This is a genomic window from Streptomyces sp. NPDC091280, assembly GCF_044768565.1.
Lineage (GTDB): Bacteria > Actinomycetota > Actinomycetes > Streptomycetales > Streptomycetaceae > Streptomyces.
In genome coordinates this window covers 332103-350981 of the sequence record NZ_JBIVUZ010000004.1, presented here as the reverse complement: position 1 = coordinate 350981, position 18879 = coordinate 332103, and the positions used below count along the sequence as shown (strand labels likewise).

Below are 18879 nucleotides of genomic sequence, written 5' to 3'. Positions count from 1 at the left end.
GGCCCACGACGACCACGACCGACTCGTGGCAACCCGTCGCGGGCCGCCGACCTCGACACAGAACATCCTCGGGCCCCGGCCCCGGTGCCCATCGGCCGCGCGGCCGATAAGCGACTTGGCCGGTCAACTTCACCCGGCGGACGCTCAGTTCGAGGACGCTGGGGGCGCCGAGGGGCCCGAGGACTCCCGGGAGCCCGGGGAGTCCGAGACGTCACCCCCCGCTCCCCCACCCCGTACCGCCCCCTCCCGTAGTTCGATCTTCCGTACCTTTCCCGATACCGTCATCGGGAACGTGTCCATGATCTGGAGCAGGGTCGGGATCTTGTAGTGGGCCAGCCTGTCCTGGCAGAAGGCGCGGAGTTCGTCCAGGGTCGGTGGGGTCGTGGGGTTCCGGGGGATCACGCAGGCCAGCACGACCTCGCCGTAGCGTTCGTGGGGCACTCCGACCACCTGGACGTCGGCGATCTTCGGGTGGGCGTAGAGGAACTCCTCGATCTCGCGCGGGTAGATGTTCTCGCCGCCTCGGATGATCATGTCCTTGATGCGGCCGACGATCTCGACGTAGCCGTCCTCGCGCATCATGGCCAGGTCGCCCGTGTGCATCCAGCGGCCCGCGTCGATCGCCTCGGCGGTCTTCTCCGGCTCGTTCCAGTAACCGAGCATCACGCTGTAGCCGCGGGTGCACAACTCTCCCGCCGTGCCCCGGGGTTGGGTCACGCCGGTGGCCGGGTCGACGACCTTGACCTCCAGGTGTGGAAGGACCCGGCCGACCGTGCCGGTGCGGTGTTCGAGGTCGTCCTCCCGCCGCGTCTGGAGCGAGACCGGGGACGTCTCCGTCATGCCGTAGCAGATGGACACCTCCGCCATGTGCATCTCGGCGACGACCCGTTTCATCACCTCGACGGGGCAGGGCGAGCCCGCCATGATGCCGGTGCGGAGCGAGGAGAGGTCGTAGGTCGCGAAGTCGGGGAGGTTCAACTCCGCGATGAACATGGTCGGTACGCCGTACAGGGACGTGCAGCGCTCCTGCTGGACCGCCTTCAGTGTCGCCGCCGGGTCGAAGGACGGGGCCGGGATCACCATGCAGGCGCCGTGCGAGGTCGCCGCCAGGTTGCCCATGACCATGCCGAAGCAGTGGTAGAAGGGCACCGGGAGACAGATCCGGTCCTGCTCGGTGTAGTTGATCGACTCGCCCACGAAATAGCCGTTGTTGAGGATGTTGTGGTGGGAGAGGGTGGCGCCCTTGGGGAAGCCCGTCGTGCCCGAGGTGTACTGGATGTTGATCGCGTCGTCGCAGGACAGTTCCGGGTACGCGGCCGTCACCGTCCCCGTCTCCGTCGCTCGGCTCAGCAGCGTCTCCCAGCTCGGGTCGCCGATGTACACGACCTCCCGCAACTCCGGGCACGCGCCGCGCACTTGGTCGACCATCGCCCGGTAGTCGCTGCTCTTGTGCGCGACGGAGGAGAACAGCACCGAGACGCCCGCCTGCCGCAGCACGTACTCGACCTCGTGGGTGCGGTAGGCCGGGTTGATGTTCACCATGACCGCGCCGATGCGGGCGGTGGCGTACTGGACGAGCACCCACTCGGGGCAGTTGACCGCCCAGATCCCGACCCGGTCGCCCTTCGCCACCCCGCTCGCGAGCAGCGCCCGCGCCAACCGGTCGGTGTCGGCGGCGAATCGGGCGTACGTCCAGCGTCGCCCCGACGGTACGTCCACCAGTGCCTCGCGGTCGGGCCACGCGGCCACCGCCCGGTCGAGGTTGGCGCCGATCGTGTCGCCGAGGAGTGAAGTCCCGCCCGTTCCATGGGTGTACGAGTTCACCGGAAGTCCTCCTCGCGGTACTCGGCGCCCGACCCGGCGGCCGTCGCCTCGCGCAGTTCGATCCGGCGGATCTTGCCGGAGACGGTCTTGGGCAGTTCGGCGAACTCCAGCCGCCGCACGCGCTTGTAGGGGGCGAGGACCTGGCGCGAGTGCTCGAACAGCACCTTCGCGGTGTCGGGTCCCGCCTCCCAGCCCGCCGCCAGCACGACGTACGCCTTCGGTACGGCGAGCCGCAGTTCGTCCGGCGCGGGCACCACGGCGGCCTCGGCCACCGCCTCGTGCTCCAGCAGCGCGCTCTCCAGCTCGAACGGGGAGATCTTGTAGTCGGAGGCCTTGAAGACGTCGTCGGAGCGGCCGACGTAGGTGATGTAGCCGTCCTCGTCGCGGGCGCCGATGTCGCCGGTGCGGTAGTAGCCGCCGGCCATCGCCTCCGCCGTACGGTCGGGGTCGCCGTGGTAGCCGGTCATCAGGCCCACGGGGCGGTTGGACAGGTCGAGCGCGATCTCGCCCTCGGTCGCGCCGGGGGCGCCGGACACCGGGTCGAGGAGTTCGACGCGGTAGCCGGGGCTGGGCCGGCCCATGGAGCCGGTCTTCAGCGGCTGGCCGGGGCTGTTGGAGACCTGGACGGCGGTCTCGGTCTGCCCGAAGCCGTCCCGGATGGTGACGCCCCAGGTCCGCCGGACCTGCTCGATGACCTCGGGGTTCAGCGGCTCACCGGCGGCCAGCGCCTCGCGGGGCGGGGTGCGCAGCTGGGTGAGGTCGGCCTGGATGAGCATCCGCCACACGGTCGGCGGGGCGCAGAAGGTGGTGACGCCCGCGCGGTCCATCTCGGCCATCAGCCGGGCCGCGTCGAAGCGCGTGTAGTTGTGGATGAAGACGGTCGCCTCGGCGTTCCACGGCGCGAAGAGGTTGGACCAGGCGTGCTTGGCCCAGCCGGGCGAGGAGATGTTGAGGTGCACGTCGCCGGGCTGGAGGCCGATCCAGTACATGGTGGCGAGATGGCCGATCGGGTACGAGGTGTGGGTGTGCTCGACCAGCTTGGGGTGGGCGGTGGTGCCCGAGGTGAAGTAGAGCATCAGCGGGTCGTCGGCCAGGGTGGGGGCGGGGTCCCGTACGAAGAGGGCGGCGGAGGTGTCGTAGACCTCCTCGAAGTCCAGCCAGCCGGGGCGCGCGCTGCCCACGGCGACGCGCGTGTAGTCGCCGGGCACCTCGTCGAACTTCGCGGTGTCCTCGTCGCGCACGATCGCGTGCCGGACCCGGCCGCGCTCCACGCGGTCGCGCAGGTCGGCGGGGCCCAGCAGCGGGGTGGCCGGGATGACGACGGCGCCGAGCTTCATCGCGGCCAGGGCGGTGATCCACAGTTCGGCCTGGTTGCCGAGCATGACCAGGATCCGGTCCTCGGCGCGGACGCCCCGGGTGCGCAGCCAGTGCGCGGCCTGGTCCGAGCGGACGGACAGCTCGCCGAAGGACAGTTGTGTCTCGCGGCCGTCCTCCTCGACGATGTGCAGCGCGGTGCGGGCGTTGCCCGCCGCGATGACGTCGAACCAGTCGAAGGCCCAGTTGAAGTGCTCGGGCCGGGGCCAGGAGAAGCCCTCGTAGGCCGTGGCATAGTCCTCGCGATGTGCCAACAGGAAATCCCGCGCACTACGGAACGACTCACTCGCCGTCGTCATCTGTCCTCCTCATAACCGGACCATTGCCGGGCGGCTCTCTGACATCGTGTAATCCGTGATGTGGGTCTCACTACCCCCGTACGGGGGTGTGTGCGGCACAACGGCCGCGACGAAGGGGCGATCGGGTGACGACGGACGCGGCGGGGACGGTGGAGATCCAGGCGGCGCTGGCGCGGCTCCGGCGCGGTACGGGGCTGCCGGTCGCCTTCGGCGGTCTGGTCGAGGCCGGCCGGCAGCAGATGCGCATCAGCGAACTGAGCGGCACCGCGACCCCCGCCCTGCGCGCCCTCGCGGTCAGCACGGGCAACGGCCTCGGCGGCAAGGCGGTCGCCCTCGCCCGTCCCTGCGCGGTCCTGGACTACTCCGCCTCCCGCCAGATCAGCCACGAGTACGACGCCCCGGTGGCCGCCGAGGGCCTGCGCGCGATCCTCGCGGTCCCGGTCGTCGTACGGCGCAAGGTGCGCGGTGTCCTCTACGGCGCGCTGCGCACCGCCCAGCCGCTGGGCGACCGGATGCTGAGCGCGGCGATGGAGGCGGCCCGGGACGTGGAGCAGGCGCTCGTGGTGCGGGAGGAGGTGCGGGAGCTGCTGAGCGCGGCCCGCCCGGCACCGGCCCCCGACCCGGCGGCGAGCGCGGTGTGGGAGCAGGTGCGGGAGGCGCACGCGGCGCTGCGGGCGCTGGCCCCGCGCATCCCGGATCCGGCGCTGCGGGCCGAACTCCTGGACGCCTGCGGCCTGTTGACGGCCGAGGCGGTCGCCGGGGACGTGGAACTGGCGCCCCGGGAACTGGACGTACTGGCGTGTGTGGCGGCCGGGGCGACGAACGCGGTGGCGGCCCAGCGGCTCGGACTGCGGCCCGAGACGGTGAAGGGGTATCTGCGCTCGGCGATGCGCAAGCTCGGCGCGCACACGCGCGGAGAGGCCGTGGTGGCGGCCCGGCGGGCGGGGGTGCTGCCGTGAGCCGGGGCCGCCCGGCCCCCGGGACGGGCCTCCTCGGCGGCCGGCTATTCATTCATCGGAGCTTTGAATTTGCTCCTGTCACACGGTTGTTATTTCCCTCACGACCCAGTCCATCCGAATTTCAAGGACCGATTGCCTAATATTGGCCCGGACACGACACGAGGGGAGCGGTGACCGTGCGACGGGACTTCAAGGAGCCTGCCAGATGCCGCCCCGACCTGGTCATCGGCCGGGAGGACATGTTCAACGCCGCCCGCGACCAGCTCGCCGGCGGTGGCAGTGTGCTGCTCCACGGTCCCGCCGGAATAGGAAAGTCGACCGTCCTGCGGGCCCTGGGCGCGGAATACGGCGACGCGGCGCGGACCGTGTTGCGCTGCTCGGCCACGGAGTCCGAATCGCATCTCCCCTTCCTGGCCCTCGCCGACCTCCTCGGTCTGGTCCTCGACGAGGTGTCCGAGCGGCTGCCCGCCGCCCAGCGCACGGCCCTGGAATCCGCGCTCACCGGACGCGGCGAGTCCTCCCTCCAGCGCGACGGACTCGCCCTGCGCCTCGCCGTGCTGTCCGCGCTGCGCGCACTGGCCGCCGACGGTCCCGTGCTCGTCGTCGCGGACGATCTTCAGTGGCTGGATCCGGCCAGCGCCGAGCTCCTCGGCTTCGCCGCCCGCCGGCTCGGCGACACCCAGGTCCAGATGATCTTCGCGGTGCGCACCGAGGGCCAGGAGTACGACCACTATCTGAACGCCTCGCCGCCCGACACCCTCGCGTTCCGGCTCAACCCCCTCTCCCGCGCCCAGGTCTCGACGCTGCTCGACGACCGCGGCTACACCGGACTGCCCCGCTCCACCGTCCGCGAGATCCACCGCACCAGCGGCGGCAACCCGCTGTTCGCGCTCGAACTCGGCCGCGCCCTCGCCGAGAACCCCACCCCGCCCCGCCCCGGCGAGCCGCTGCCCGTGCCGACGTCACTGCGCGCGTTGGTGCTCAGCCGGCTGGACATGCTGCCCGCCGAGGCCCGCCGCACCCTGCTGGTCGCGAGCGCCGGCGCCCGGCCGACGGTGGCCCTGCTCCAGACGGCGGGCCGCGAGAACGCCGAGGCGGAGACCGCGCAGGCGGCCGAACTCGGCCTGCTGGCAACGGAACCCGAGGGTCCCGCCGTACGGTTCGCGCACCCGCTGATCTCCGCCGCGCTGTACGCGGAGACGCCCGCGCAGGAGCGGCGGGCCGCGCACGCGGCCCTGTCCACGGCCGCCTCGGACCCCATCGAGCGCGCCCGGCACCTGGCGCTGGCGACCACCGGCACCGACCCGGAGGTCGCCGCCCGGCTCGCCGAGGCCGCGACCCTGGCCCGGGACCGCGGGGCGCCCTCGGTCGCCGCGTCCCTCGGACTGCTGGCGGCCCGGCACACCCCGAACGAGGGCGCGCCGGGTCCCGACGAACGGCGGCTACAGGCGGCCGAGGACGCGATCACCGCGGGCGAGCTGGACCTCGCCCGGGACATCGCGCGCGAGGTGCTGACCCGGACCTCGGTGCCCGCCGAGCGGGTGCGGGCCTGGATCATCGTCATCGACACGGCCGGCCACTCGATGGCGGACGTCGACGCCGTCTTCCCGCAGGCCCTCGCCGACGCGGGCGACGACCCCAGGCTGCTCGCCCTGGTCCGCTACCAACTGGCGTGGCGCGCCCTGCTGGTGGAGGGCGACTTCGCCGAGGCCCGGGCGGAGACCGCCCGCTCGGCCGAACTCGCCGCGCTCGCCGGCGACCGGCGCACCGAACTCCTCGCGCTCTCCTTCCAGGCGCAGGCCGAGACCCTGATGGGCCATCCGGACGCCCCGCACACCATCAAGCGCGCGCTGAAGGAGCCCCAGGACCCGCGGGTGGCCTGTCATCACAACGGCGCCGGTTCGGCCCGCTTCCGCTGGCTGGTGATGAGCGACCAGCTGCCGGAGGCCCGCGCCACCATCACCGCGCTGCTGCGCGAGGTGCGGCGGCGCGGCTCGGTGGAGAGCGAGGTGCACTTCCTGCGCGGCTTCGCCGAGACCGAACTGCGCTCCGGGCACTGCGGCCGCGCCCTCGACCTGGCCCGCGAGGGCCTGCGGCTGGCCCGTGACTCCGGGATCGGCCAGACCGCGTCCGCGATGCTCACCGCGCTCGCCGAGGCCTCCGGCGGTGACGTCGAGGAGGCCCTCGCGCTGGCGCGGGAAGCGGTCGAGCACGCCGAGGAGGACGGCGACCAGATGTATCTGTCCCGGGCCCTCGGCGCGCTGGGATACGCCCAGTTGGTCGCCGGGGACGCCCACGGCACCGTCCGCTCCCTGCGCCGGGTCCGCGAACTGGAGCAGGCCCTCAAGGTGACCGACCCGGCACGCGGACGCTGGCACGGCGACCTCGCCGAGGCCCTCGTCCGGGTCGGCGAGACCGCCGAGGCCCAGGACGTCATCGACGTGACCCGGGAACGCGCGCTGCGCCTGGGCCGCGAGAGCGTGCTGGCCGTACTCGACCGTGCCGAGGCCCTGGTGCGCGCCGCCCACGGCGAGCACGACGCGGCGGTGGCGCAGCTGACGTCCGTCCAGGACCGGCTCGCCAAACTCGGCTACGGCCTGGAGGAGGCACGCGCCGCCTTCGCGCTGGCGTCGCTGCGCACCGGGCAGCCCGGCCCCACGTCGTACGACGAGGCGGCCCGCCTCTTCCGGCGCTGCCGTGCCCTGCCCTGGCTGCGGCAGGTCGACGAGGCCGCCGTCACCCGCCCGCCGGAGCCGGCGCCCGCGCCCGCCCCCGCGCCGCCCGCCCTGGACGGACTCGACGGGCTGGCCTCGATGGAGCGTCAGGTCGCCGCGCTCGTCATGGAGGGCGCCACCAACCGGGAGATCGCCGCCCGGCTGTTCATCAGCGTCAAGACGGTCGAGGCGACCCTGACCAGGGTCTACCGGAAGTTGGGGATCCGCTCCCGGGTGGATATCGTCCGACTGGCGGCGGGGCGCCGTCCGAACTGAGGACCCTACGGGTTAACTGTGCGGCGACCGAGGGTTTTCCCTGCCCAACTCCCCTAGGGGGTTCCCTCATTGGGAGCAGGGTGTGCCGGGTTCTAGCTTATGGGTGTGCCGCTCGCCCGGGCATACGGGGGTCGGTCCCGCGACCCCCGTAGCACACCCCCACACCCGCGCGACCCCCCACCGGCAACCCAATGAGGAGACTCATGTTCGGGCTCAACCGCGCAAAGAGAACCACCGCAGTCGTCGCAGCAGCCGCCGCTGCCGCAGCGACCGCACTGCTCAGCGCCCCCACCGCTGTGGCAGCCCCCCAGCCCATCGTCGGCGGTTCCACGACCACGACGACGTCGTACCCGTTCGTCATGCAGATCACGGACGCCTCGCAGAACCAGTTCTGCGGCGGCACGCTCGTCTCCGCCACCAAAGTGGTCACCGCCGCCCACTGCATGGTCGGCGAGACCACCAGCAGCGTCCGCGTGGTCGGCGGCCGTACGTACCTCAACGGTACGAACGGCACCGTCAGCAAGGTCAGCAAGATCTGGATCAACCCCGGCTACACGGACGCCACCAACGGCGACGACGTGGCCGTCCTGACCCTCTCGACCTCGATGCCGTACACCACGGCGTCGTACGTCTCCTCGTCCCAGACCAGCGTGTACGCGGCCGGCACCACCGCCCGCATCCTCGGCTGGGGCACCACCTCGGAGAACGGCAGCTCCTCCAACCAGCTGCGGACCGCGACCGTCCCGATCGTGTCCGACTCCAGCTGCAAGAGCTCCTACGGTTCGGACTTCATCGCGTCCGACATGGTTTGCGCCGGATACACGTCCGGCGGCGTAGACACCTGCCAGGGCGACAGCGGCGGTCCCCTGCTCATCGGGGGCGTCCTGGCAGGGATCACTTCTTGGGGCGAGGGCTGTGCGGAGGCCGGTTACCCGGGTGTCTACACCCGGCTGACCACCTTCTCCAGCCTGGTGACCACACAGGTCAACTCGTAACCCGGAAGGTCTCCTGAGTACTCCTCAGGGAAGAACCAGGGTGCGTTGCGGGCTTCCACGAGCAGCCCGCAACGCACCCTATCCATGTGCGGGCCCCACGCACGGGATCCGTGTGCGGGGCGGACCCGGCGGACCCCGGCCCTAGAGGGCCCGCCCGGACTCCTGTTTCAATGAGCCCCCTGACAGGGGTGATAGGCATGGTGTCCACGGACCGTTTTCTCGCCTTCGCGGCGATGTCGCTGCTGGTGATCGTGATCCCGGGGCCGAGCGTGCTGTTCGTCATCGGCCGGGCGCTCGCGCACGGCCGGCGCACGGCGGTGGCGACGGCGATCGGCAATGTCTTCGGCTCGTATCTCCTCGTGACGGCGGTGGCGTTCGGCATCGGCTCACTGGTCGAGCGCTCGGTCACGATCTACCTGACGGTGAAACTGGCGGGCGCGGCCTACCTCGTGTACCTGGGCGTCCAGGCCTTCCGCCACCGCAAGGAACTGAGCGCCTCGGCGCTGCGGACAGCCCCGGTCACGGAACCGCGCGGCGACCTCCGCACGGTCCTCGACGGCGCCCTCGTCGGCGTCACCAACCCCAAGGGCGTGGTGTTCTTCGCCGCCGTACTCCCCCAGTTCGTGAACCACTCGGCCGGTCACGTCCCGTTCCAGATGCTCCTGCTCGGCCTGATCCCCATCTCCATCGGCCTGGTCACGGACACCCTGTGGGGCCTCACTGCCTCGGCGGCCCGCACCTGGTTCGCCCGCTCCGACCGCCGGCTGTCCCTGATCGGCGGCGCGGGCGGCTGCACGATGATCGGCCTGGGCGTGACGGTCGCGGTGACGGGCCGGGCGGACTGAGCGCAGAGCGCGGGACTACGACAGCACGGTCCCGAACCGGATGTCGTACGACGTCCCCGCGTGCATGGTGCCGAGCATCCGCGCCCCCTCCTCGCACACCTCGTCCCGCTGGACCCTGGTCAACCGGCCGAAGGGCTCGATGACGAGGTGACGGTCGGCGTCGTCGATCTTCCACACCCCGGCGAGGAAACCGTCGACGAGGAACGTGCGGAAGGCGACGTTTCCCCGCCACGCGCGCCCCCAGTGGGCGGCGGGTACGACCCGGGTGCGGTCGGCGTGGGAGAGGAGCAGGTTGTCGAACTCGGGCAGGAAGCGCGGCGGGGCCGGAGTGTCGGCGGCGGGGCGGGGAGCGTCCGGGAGGTCGAAGAGTTCGACGCCGTTCGGGTCGTGGAAGGTGACGAGTCGTGGACGCAGGCGCTCGAAGGCCGCGCGCAGCCGGGTCAGGCCGGACCAGGTCTGCATGTCCTTGACGGAGGCGGGGCCGAAGGCGGCGAGATAGCGGAGCACGGTCGCGTCGGGGGCGGGCGCCGGTTCGGCGGGCCGGCCGAGCCAGTGCTCGACGGTGGTGAGCGCGACCTGACCGCTGCGGCCCCACAGTCCGCGCGGGGTGACCTGGACGAGGGGGAGCTTGCAGCGGGCGGCGATGGCGAGGGCCTGCGGGTCGGCGTCCGGCCACTCGACGAGCAGGGCTTCGCGCAGCTCCTTCATGGTGCGCGGCCCGGCCTCGACGAGCGCGCGGGCGAGTACGGCGAGCCGGTCGAGATCCACCCCGACGAGCCCCTTGCGGAAGGCGCCCAGTTCACGGTCACGGGCGGCCTGCACGAGGGGGCGCAGGATGAGGGCGTCGGCGGCGGTGTGGGTGTGGATCGTGGACCGCATGGTGACGATCCGCACGACCGCGCGCTCCGCCATCAGCCCGGACAGGTCCTCGGGCACGAAACCGTGGAGGCGGGCGGCGAGCGCGTAGTACGGCGGCTTGACGTTCTGGGCCTGGAGGCCGAGGAGATGCTCGACGGCTGCGTGGGCGGGGAGCGGGGAGCGGCTCAGCAGGAGTTGCCGGTGGAGGGTCGCGCGGTTGAGGGCGCGGACGTCGAGTACGGGAGGGTGCGAGGCAGCCGCCTTGGTCGTCATGCTCCGCAAGCTAGTCGCCGTCGCGGACACCTTCGGTCCGCAACTCTCGCCGGTTCCGGAACCTGGCGCACACGCCCAGTCCATATGCCCCGTATATCCTGCTCGTGCCCCGTGATCACGTATCCGTAGGCTCGATCGAGAGGCACCGTGATGCCCCAGCGACGCGCCCGCCCCCCTTCGAAGAACGGCAAGGCCGACAGGGCCGACGGCAAGAGCGGCAGGAGCGGCAGGAGCGGCCGCATGTCCGGCTGGCGTCGCGCACCCGCCCCGCCGTCGACGCCGGCGCCCGAGCCCCCGGCGTCCGCCGCCACCGAGCCACCCCAGGAACCGTCCGACGTGGGCAGCGTCGTCCAGGCGGCCCTGTACCGGGACGGGGTGCGGGTCTCGGCACCGGACACCCTGGCCGACACCTTCCGCGAACTGCGCGAACAGCCGTCCGGCATGGCCTGGATCGGCCTCGCCCGCCCCACCGAACGCGAACTCCTTTCCCTGGCCGAGGAGTTCGACCTCCACCCGCTGGCGGTCGAGGACGCGATGGAGGCCCACCAGCGGCCGAAGCTGGAACGCTACGGCGACACGCTCTTCGTGGTCCTCAGCGCGGCCCGGTACTTGGACACACCGGAGGAGGTCGACTTCGGCGAACTGCATGTCTTCGTCGGCCCGGACTTCGTGATCACGGTCCGGCACGGCGCGGCCCCCGACCTGTCGGCGGTGCGCCAACGCATGGAGGAATCCACGGAGTTGCTGAAACTCGGCCCCGAGGCGGTGCTGTACGCGATCCTCGACGCGGTCGTCGACGGCTACGCGCCGGTGGTCGCCGGTGTGCAGACCGACATCGACGAGATCGAGACGGAGGTCTTCCGCGGCGACCCGGCGGTCTCCCGCCGCATCTACGAACTCTCCCGGGAAATGGTCGAGTTCCAGCGCGCGACCCGCCCGCTCGTCGGCATGCTGCACAGCCTGATGGCGGGCTTCGCGAAGTACGGCACGGACGAGGAACTCCAGCGCTATCTCCGTGACGTGGCCGACCACGTCACCCACACCAGCGAACGCGTCGACGGCTTCCGCCAGGCCCTCACGGACATCCTCACGGTGAACGCGACCCTGGTGACCCAGCAACAGAACGCGGAGATGCGGGCGTTGGCGGAGGCGGGGTTCGAACAGAACGAGGAGATCAAGAAGATCTCGTCGTGGGCGGCGATCCTCTTCGCCCCGACGCTGGTCGGCACGATCTACGGCATGAACTTCGACCGGATGCCGGAGTTGCACTGGGTGCTCGGGTATCCGTTCGCGATCGTGCTGATGGCGGTGGTGTGCACCAGTCTGTATGTGATCTTCAAGCGGAAGGACTGGCTCTGAGTGGAGTGTGCGGCGGCGCGCGACCGCCGCTGTGACGAGCAAGGACACCCTTCCCCGACCGTCTACATTTACGTAGACTCTGCTCCGGCCGGGCGGCGAGGTCCGTGCCGTCGGCCCTTCGGTGCGTATCGAGGTGCCCGGCCCGGGAGGGAGATGACGTCCGAGAGCAGGAGGCCCGGCGCCGAAGCCGTCAGTGCCGCGGTTCCACGAGCCGAGCAGGCGGTGGAGTGGCTGGCTGCCCGTGGCGAGGTCGAGCAGACCTTCCGCGCGGCTCTCGGCGGACTGCCGGACGAACGGCAGGAACGGCTCGCGCGGATGGCGGACGTCCTTCAGGCCACCGCGCGGGGGCTTGGTCCGCGGGCGGCGGCCGTGTGGGCCGGGGTCTCCGAGCATCTGCTTCATCAGTGGCTGGCGAACGACGCGGACTTCGCCGCCGCCGTCCGGGCGGCCTCGGCCCTGGCCGTGGCCCACGCGGGTGGCCTCGGTCCGTCGCAGAACCCCGCGACGGTGCGTGTCGTGGTCGTGGCGATGAGCGGAGGCGTGCCGTTCGGGGAAGCCGCCGACGCGGCGGGGCTGAGCACGCACCGGCTTCGCCGGCTGTGGCGCGCGTCGCCCACCCTGGTCGCCCTGCTGGAGGCGGCCCGGCACGTCCGGTCCCGCAGGCCCAAGGTCTACGTCCCGTCGTCGTACCGCCCCAGGAAGCCGGGGCGGAAGCGGTCGGCGGGCAGCTTCCGGCTCGTGCGGCGCGACGACGGGTGAGAGTGCGGGCCACGCCGTCGGGCAGGAGACGCGGGCGCCCCGGGAGTCTCAGGCGGGCAGTATCGCGGTCGTAGGGCCGCTGTCGGTGATGCGACCGGCGTCGAGCACGTGGACGGTGTCGGTGTAGCGGGCGACCAGGTGGTGTTCGTGGGAGACCACGACCAGGGTCAGCCGGTGTTCCGTCCGCAGGCGGGTCAGGAGGTCCATGACGGCGGTCGCCGTGTCGGCGTCGAGGGCGGAGGTGACCTCGTCGCAGAGCAGGACGTCGGGGTCGGCGGCGAGGGCGCGGGCGATGGAGACGCGCTGGCGTTGTCCGCCGGACAGTTCGCCGGGGTGGCGGTCGGCGCAGTCGGCGGGCAGGCCGACCTGCCGGAGGAGTTCGGCCACGCGCTCGGGGCGGGCGCTCCTGGGCAGGTCCGCGAACAGGCGCAGAGGTCTGGCCAGTTGACGGCCCACGGTGTGCCGGGGGTTGAGCGCGGCGAGGGGATTCTGCGGGACGAGTTGCACACGGCGTCGCTGTTCCTGTGTGCGGCGCCGTACTCGTGGGGCCAAGGGGCCGCCGTCGAGGGCGAGTTGTCCGGTGTGCGCGGGGTGGAGTCCGGCCAGGACGCGCAGCAGGGTGGTCTTGCCCGAGCCCGAGGGCCCGATGACGGCGGCGGCCGAACCGGGGGCGGCGGTGAAGGAGACGTTCGTCAGTGCGGGGCTCCGGCGGCGGCCGTCCGGGAAGAACGCGTCGATCGCCCGCGCGCTGATGCGGTCTCCAACGAGCTTGTCGTACGGGCGGGTTGGGGCGTCGGACACGCCGGCGGCGGCGCGCGGCGCCGACGTGGTCCCGGGGGTGAGGCGGACGGTGTGGTCGGCGCAGGACTCGACGAGGTGCGGGTCGTGGGTGGCGATGACGACCGCGAGGTTCCGGCCGGTGGCGAGGTGGCGCAGCAGGTCGGCGATCTCCGCGCGCACCGCCGCGTCGAGTCCGGCGGTGGGCTCGTCCAGGAGAAGGATCCTGGGGGTGCGGGCCAGGGCGCGGGCGAGGGCGACGCGTCGTTGCTGTCCGCCGGAGAGAGCGGTGGGTCTGCGGTCGGCGATCCCGGTGTCGACGGGCAGGCGGCACTCGGCGAGCAGGCCGAGGACCTTCTCCTCGCCCGGGTCGGTGGCGAGTTCGGCGACCAGACGGCGCACGGTCATACGGGGGTTGAGGGCGGAGCCGGGGTCCTGTCCGACGTAGGCGACCGTCGTACGGCGCAGTGTGCGCAGTTCGTGGGCCGGGAGCCGGTGCGGGGCGTGGCCGAGGACGTCGAGGGTGCCGGTGACGGCGGCCCCTCGGGGCAGGTGGCCGATGAGCGCGCGCAGCAGGGTGGTCTTGCCCGAGCCGGAGGCGCCCATGAGGGCGGTGATCTGCCCGGGGTGGATCCGCGCGGTGGTCTCGGGCAGTAGGACCGGGCCGTCGGGCAGGCGTATTTCGAGGCCGGTGACGGAGACGAGGGATGCTTGTGCCGGGTCTTGGGAGGTGGTGGTGGCGGGGGCGAGGTCGCTCATGCGCGGGTCACCGCCTTCGTGGTGGTGTCGGGAGCGAGGGAGAGCGTGACCAGGTTGACGGCGATGGCCAGCAGGGCGATGGCCAGGCTGGGGGCGAGGACGGCCCACGGGTTGAGGAGGATGCCGGAGGCGTTCTCACGGACCATCAGCGACCAGTCGGAGGCGGGGGGTTGGGGTCCGATCTGGAGGAACCCGGCCATGGAGATGACGTAGACCGCTTCGACGAAGCGCAGTCCGAAGAGGGCGAGGACGGTGGCGCGGAGGTTCGGCAGGATCTCGCGCAGGGCGATGTAGGGGGTGGACTCGCCGCGGGCCAGGGCGGCTTCGACATATCCGGCCGTGGCGAGCGGGGACGCGGCGGCGGCGACGATCCTGACCGCGTACGGCGTGCCGAGGACGACGGCGGCGGCGATCACGGCCCGGCGTCCGCCGCCGGGCCAGGCGAAGGCGATGAGCATGATGCCCAGCAGGGGCGGCAGCAGGATCACGAGGTCGGCGGCGCGCTCGACCGCGCGGCCGAGTACGGGCCGCAGCGCGGCGACGCAGCCGATCAGGGTGGCCGCCAGGGTCGTGACGACGGCGACCAGCAGGGCGCCCGCGGTGAGGAGGGTGCCGCCGTGCAGGACGCGGCTGAGCACGTCGCGGCCGAGTTGGTCTCCGCCGAGCGGCGCTCCGTCGCCGGGTGCGGCGAAGGGGGCGGTGACGGGGGTGTCGATCGTGTGCGGCGCGAGGAGCGGTCCGGCCAGCGCCAGCAGCAACGGCAGGCCGGCGAGCGCGAGGAGTACGACGGCTCTCGCGCGGCGGGCGGGCCGGCGGGCGGCCGGCAGCACGGCGGTCATGCGCGGGCTCCCAGGGTGGCGTGGCGGACGAGGTCGGCGGCCAGCAGCACCAGGCTGATGACGGCTCCGGCGCACATGACGACCCCGGCGATGAGCGGGGTGTCACGTGCGGCGACCGCCCCGGCCAGGACGGTGCCGATCCCGGGGTAGTTGAACAGGGTCTCCACCACGACCGCCCCGCCGAACAGCAGCCCGGTGGAGGTGGCCATACCGGCGGCGATGGCCGGTACCGCGCCGGGGAGTTGGTGCTTCAGCAGGATCCGGTGGACGGGCAGGCCGTCGAAGTGGGCGGCCTCCACATGCGGGGTGGACGCCTGGTCCGCCAGTGCGCCGCGTACGACGCGGGTGTTCCACCCGGTCTGCGGGACGACCAGGGCGAGGACCGGCATGATCAGCATGGTCCAGGTCTCGGGTCTGCCGTCGCCGCCGGTCACCGTGACGGCGGGCAGCCATCCCGTCCACAGGGACAGCACGAGCAACAGGGCGGCCGACACCACGAATTCGGGTACGGCGAACGCGGCGGTCGAGGTGTGCGTGATGACGCGGTCGGTGACCCGGCCGGGGCGGGCGGCGGCCCAACAGCCCAGCAGCAGCGCCAAAATCACGGTGATCGCGAACGAGACGCCCGCCAGGACAAGGGTGTTGGGCAGCGGGTCGGCGAGCAGTTCGGTGACCTTCCGGCCGCGCGCCGAGGTGCCGAGGTCACCGGTGGGCAGGGCGGTCATCCAGTCGGCGAAGCGCTCCCACACCGGACGGTCCAGGCCCAGCAGGTGGCGGCGTGCGGCCAGGTCGGCGGCGCTCTCCCCGCGCTCGGCGGAGGCCTTGGCCGCGTCTCCCGGGAGCAGTTCGACCGCCGCGAAGACCAGCGCGAGCAGCACGGCGAGCATCAGCAGTCGCCGCCCGACGACTCCCGCGACGCGGGCGGCGAGGTGCCCGGCCCGGCGGGGGGCGGTGGCCGCCCCGGTGTCGGGGACGGCCACCGGGGCGGTGCCTGCGGTGCCTGCGGTACCGGCGGTGCGGCTCAACTCAGCCACACGCCTTCGAGTTGGACGCGGCCGTAGCCGGCGAGCCTGGGCAGGTTCCGGACCTTCGCGGCGGCGAGATCGATGCCGTCGGCCATGCCCCACAGCAGATAGCCGGAGCGGTCGTACTCGATCCGCTGGAGTTCCTTCAGCGCCGTCGCGCGCCTGCTCTCGTCGGCGGTGCCGATGACCTGGCGGTAGGCGGCGTCGAATCCGGTGTCGTGCCAGCCGGCTTCGTTCTGGCCCGCTTCGCCGACCATGGTCTTGGAGGCGAAGAAGATCACCGAGTCGTTGGTGCCCCAGTACGTGGTGTAGAGGTCGCCGGTCTTCCAGGTCTTCTCCCAGAACGCGCCGGACTCCTGCTTGACGACCTTGATCCTGATCCCGGCCTCGCGGGCCTGGTTGGCGAACAGGGTCGCGGAGTCGGCGAGTCCGGAGATGTCCTCGGTGGTGACCAGTTCGTAGGTCCTGGACAGGTCGAAGCCCGCGTCCTTCAGCAGCTGTCGGGCCTTGGTCAGGTCGCGCTCGCGCTGCGGGATGTCCTTGGCGTAGTCGGGGTCGCCGGTGCCCAGGATGTCGTTGGCGACGGTGCCGTAGCCGGACAGCACCTGCTCGACCATCGCCTTCCGGTCGACGGTCAGGCGCATGGCCTCACGCACGCGTCGGTCCGCGAAGGGACTGCCCTTGGCGGTGCGCATGACGATCGGCATCGCCATGTCGTCGGGGCGGCGCAGGACTTGGACGTCCTTGCGGGACGCGGCGGTACGGGCGGCGAGGGCCCCGGCGTTGGAGGCGAGGTCGATCTGCCCGGCGAGCAGCGCGTTGGCCATCGCCTGCGGGGTCTCGAACATGGTGACCTCGATCGCGTCGAGGTGCACGGTGCCGCCGTACCACTTGTCGTTGCGCACCAGGCGGGCGTTCCCGCCGCGGAACCAGTCCAGTGCGAACGGGCCGGTCCCGGGCGCCTTGGCGATCTCGGAGTCCTTGGTGTCCTTCTTCAGCACGAAGGAGGTGAAGCGGGTCAGGAGCGGGAACTCGGCGTTGGCGTAGTCGGAGACGAGGACGACGGTGTCGGTGCCCTCGGCGCTGATGTTCTTCGCCTGGATGCCGGGCAGGCGGGCCGCGCCGGAGGGGGTGCCGCGCAGCCGCTTGAGCGACCAGACGACGTCCTCGGCGGTGACCGGTGTGCCGTCGTGGAAGACGGCACCGTCGGCGATCTTGAACTTCCAGGTCCTCAGGTCCGTCGACGGCTTCCACGAAGTGGCGAGCCGTGGCGCGGTGTTGGTCGTCGCGCCGGGGACGGTGAGGGTGTCGAAGACGAGGGCGAGGATGAGGTAGTCGCTCTCGTTGGCCTGGGTGCCGTGCGGGTCCCGGGTGATCGCACTCGCGCGGCCCAGTGCGCCCACTCTCAGGGTGCCGCCGGAGCGGGGCTTCCCGGTCGCGGCACCAGTGGCCGCGGCCCCCTCGGAGTCCGCTTGGCCGCCGCTGCACGCCGCGAGAAATCCGGCCGCTCCGAAGCCGGTTCCGGCCCACAGCAGCTGTCGTCTGGTGACTCCCACGTCTTGCCCTCGTCTCAGGTCGCGCCGGCCGTTTCTTAGGTTTACCTAACCTGAACCGGCCAGACTCCGCAAGGCACCCCGACCCGCACGGACAATCACGAGAGGGAGCCGACGAACCGTCAATTCACCAGCTCAGCAAGGCTTTTGACGATGCGTCAGAACACCTCGCAGCGGCCGAAAAAGAGACTACGTTGATGTAGTCAATCACATCGATTAGGGTTGCCTTACCTCACTGACGGGGTTAGGTTCCTGCTGTCCGGCACCCGTCCCAGAGCCGCGCCGGACCCTACGACGCTCCCCCGTTCCCCCCTCATTCCGAGCCGGTGCCGCCGCATGCCCGCGCTTCGTTCCGTCCTGCCCCGGAAGGTGCCAACGTGCCCACCCGCCCTGCCCCGGTACGCCCTCTCGACGCCCCCACCGCAGCCGAACTGACCACCGCGGCGGCCGAACTGCTCGCCGAGCACGGCACCGCCACCTCTCCCGGACTGCTCGCCGCCCTCCCCGAGGCGTGCGCGCGGCTCGGCGACGAAGTGCGACACGCGCTACGGCCCGTGGACACCGCCGACGGCCTGTTCGTCCTGCGCGGCCTCCACCCCGACGACACCACGCTCGGGGCCACGCCCGGCCACTGGTCGACCGCCGGTGACGCCGGGGCCCTGTGGGACACGGTCCTGCTGCTCGTGTCGGCGCTGATGGGCACCCCGATCGCCTGGGAGGGCCAGCAGGACGGACGGTTCGTCCACAACATCGTCCCCTCGCCCGGCCACGAGAGCGAGCAGACCGGCGCGTCCAGCTCCGTCCTGCTCACCCCGCACACCGAGGACGCGTTCCACCCCGGCCGCGCCCATCTGCTCCTGCTGTGCTGCATGCGCAACCACGACGGCGTCGCGACCACGGCGGCCAGCGTCCGCCTGGCCGAACTCGCCCCGGCCGACGTCGAGTTGCTGAAGCGGCCGGTCGCACCGATCCTGCCCGACGACGCCTACGAACAGGCCCGGCGGTTCCCCGGCCGCCCCGCTCCGGTACCGACCCTCTTCGGCACGCCCGACGGTCCGACCCTGCGCTTCGACCCCGCCTACACCCCGCTCGACGAGGCCGACCCGGCCTGGGGCGACGCGTACCGCCGGCTGGAGAAGGAACTGGCCCGGGTGTCCGTCGCGGTGAGCCTCCGGCCGGGAGACGTACTGGTCGTCGACAACGACGTCGTCGTCCACGGCCGGGTCCCGTTCCGCGCCCGCTACGACGGCACGGACCGCTGGCTCAAGCGTGCCTCGGTGCGCGTCCCCGGCCGCAGGACCCGCCCCGAGGCCGAACGCGCCGAGCACGGGTACGGCCAGGCCGCCCGCGAAGCGTACGCCCGCTGACACCCCGACCCGACTGGAGGCACC

Annotated in this window: 14 protein-coding genes; 7 read left to right on the top strand and 7 right to left on the bottom strand. The window is 72.1% G+C overall.

All coding sequences use genetic code 11. The features are described 5' to 3' along the window. Positions 1-144: 144 nt before the first annotated feature. Positions 145-1824, bottom strand: a complete 1680-nt coding sequence (locus tag ACIQPR_RS14850) for an AMP-binding protein (RefSeq protein ID WP_403647232.1) — start codon at positions 1822-1824, stop codon at positions 145-147. Then, positions 1821-3497 (bottom strand): AMP-binding protein, encoded by a 1677-nt coding sequence (locus ACIQPR_RS14845; RefSeq protein ID WP_403647229.1) that lies wholly within the window; start codon positions 3495-3497, stop codon positions 1821-1823. The genes ACIQPR_RS14850 and ACIQPR_RS14845 overlap by 4 nt, the downstream gene beginning before the upstream one ends. A gap of 125 nt (positions 3498-3622) precedes the next feature. Between ACIQPR_RS14845 and ACIQPR_RS14840 the strand changes: the two genes are divergently transcribed. The 4 genes from ACIQPR_RS14840 to ACIQPR_RS14825 all read left to right on the top strand — a co-directional run bounded on the left by ACIQPR_RS14840 (position 3623) and on the right by ACIQPR_RS14825 (position 9286). Further along, positions 3623-4456 carry a response regulator transcription factor gene (locus ACIQPR_RS14840; RefSeq protein ID WP_403647226.1) on the top strand — a complete coding sequence of 278 codons (834 nt, stop codon included), beginning with the start codon at positions 3623-3625 and terminating at the stop codon, positions 4454-4456. A 170-nt stretch (positions 4457-4626) separates the two neighbouring features. Beyond that, positions 4627-7446, top strand: a complete 2820-nt coding sequence (locus tag ACIQPR_RS14835) for an AAA family ATPase (protein ID WP_403647223.1) — start codon at positions 4627-4629, stop codon at positions 7444-7446. Between the two features lie 203 nt (positions 7447-7649). After that, on the top strand, positions 7650-8441 hold the full coding sequence (locus ACIQPR_RS14830; RefSeq protein ID WP_403647220.1) for a S1 family peptidase: 792 nt from the start codon (positions 7650-7652) through the stop codon (positions 8439-8441). Between the two features lie 197 nt (positions 8442-8638). After that, the gene (locus tag ACIQPR_RS14825; protein ID WP_403647217.1) at positions 8639-9286 is read left to right on the top strand and encodes a LysE family translocator; all 648 of its coding nucleotides are present in this window, start codon (positions 8639-8641) and stop codon (positions 9284-9286) included. Between the two features lie 15 nt (positions 9287-9301). On the opposite strand, the gene ACIQPR_RS14820 is transcribed toward ACIQPR_RS14825, so the two are convergent. Continuing rightward, positions 9302-10417 carry a winged helix DNA-binding domain-containing protein gene (locus tag ACIQPR_RS14820; protein ID WP_403647214.1) on the bottom strand — a complete coding sequence of 372 codons (1116 nt, stop codon included), beginning with the start codon at positions 10415-10417 and terminating at the stop codon, positions 9302-9304. A gap of 150 nt (positions 10418-10567) precedes the next feature. Between ACIQPR_RS14820 and ACIQPR_RS14815 the strand changes: the two genes are divergently transcribed. Both ACIQPR_RS14815 and ACIQPR_RS14810 read left to right on the top strand, forming a co-directional pair. Next, complete coding sequence (locus ACIQPR_RS14815; protein ID WP_403647211.1) at positions 10568-11776, top strand: magnesium and cobalt transport protein CorA; 1209 nt, start codon at positions 10568-10570, stop codon at positions 11774-11776. A 153-nt stretch (positions 11777-11929) separates the two neighbouring features. Further along, positions 11930-12535, top strand: a complete 606-nt coding sequence (locus ACIQPR_RS14810) for a hypothetical protein (protein ID WP_403647208.1) — start codon at positions 11930-11932, stop codon at positions 12533-12535. A gap of 48 nt (positions 12536-12583) precedes the next feature. Here the strand turns inward: ACIQPR_RS14810 and ACIQPR_RS14805 are convergent, their stop codons facing one another. The 4 genes from ACIQPR_RS14805 to ACIQPR_RS14790 all read right to left on the bottom strand — a co-directional run bounded on the left by ACIQPR_RS14805 (position 12584) and on the right by ACIQPR_RS14790 (position 17491). Next, a complete protein-coding gene (locus tag ACIQPR_RS14805) occupies positions 12584-14071 on the bottom strand; it encodes an ABC transporter ATP-binding protein (protein ID WP_403647206.1) in 1488 nt (495 codons plus the stop codon). Beyond that, a complete protein-coding gene (locus ACIQPR_RS14800; RefSeq protein WP_403647203.1) occupies positions 14068-14910 on the bottom strand; it encodes an ABC transporter permease in 843 nt (280 codons plus the stop codon). Before ACIQPR_RS14800 ends, ACIQPR_RS14805 begins: the two co-directional genes overlap by 4 nt. After that, positions 14907-15797: an ABC transporter permease gene (locus ACIQPR_RS14795; RefSeq protein ID WP_403647926.1), complete on the bottom strand. Its 891-nt coding sequence runs from the start codon at positions 15795-15797 to the stop codon at positions 14907-14909. The genes ACIQPR_RS14800 and ACIQPR_RS14795 overlap by 4 nt, the downstream gene beginning before the upstream one ends. A gap of 134 nt (positions 15798-15931) precedes the next feature. Then, a complete protein-coding gene (locus tag ACIQPR_RS14790; RefSeq protein ID WP_403647200.1) occupies positions 15932-17491 on the bottom strand; it encodes an ABC transporter substrate-binding protein in 1560 nt (519 codons plus the stop codon). Positions 17492-17865: 374 nt separating this feature from the next. Here ACIQPR_RS14790 and ACIQPR_RS14785 point away from each other — a divergent pair, with 374 nt between their 5' ends. Continuing rightward, positions 17866-18855 (top strand): TauD/TfdA family dioxygenase, encoded by a 990-nt coding sequence (locus ACIQPR_RS14785; RefSeq protein WP_403647197.1) that lies wholly within the window; start codon positions 17866-17868, stop codon positions 18853-18855. The last annotated feature ends 24 nt before the right edge of the window (positions 18856-18879 follow it).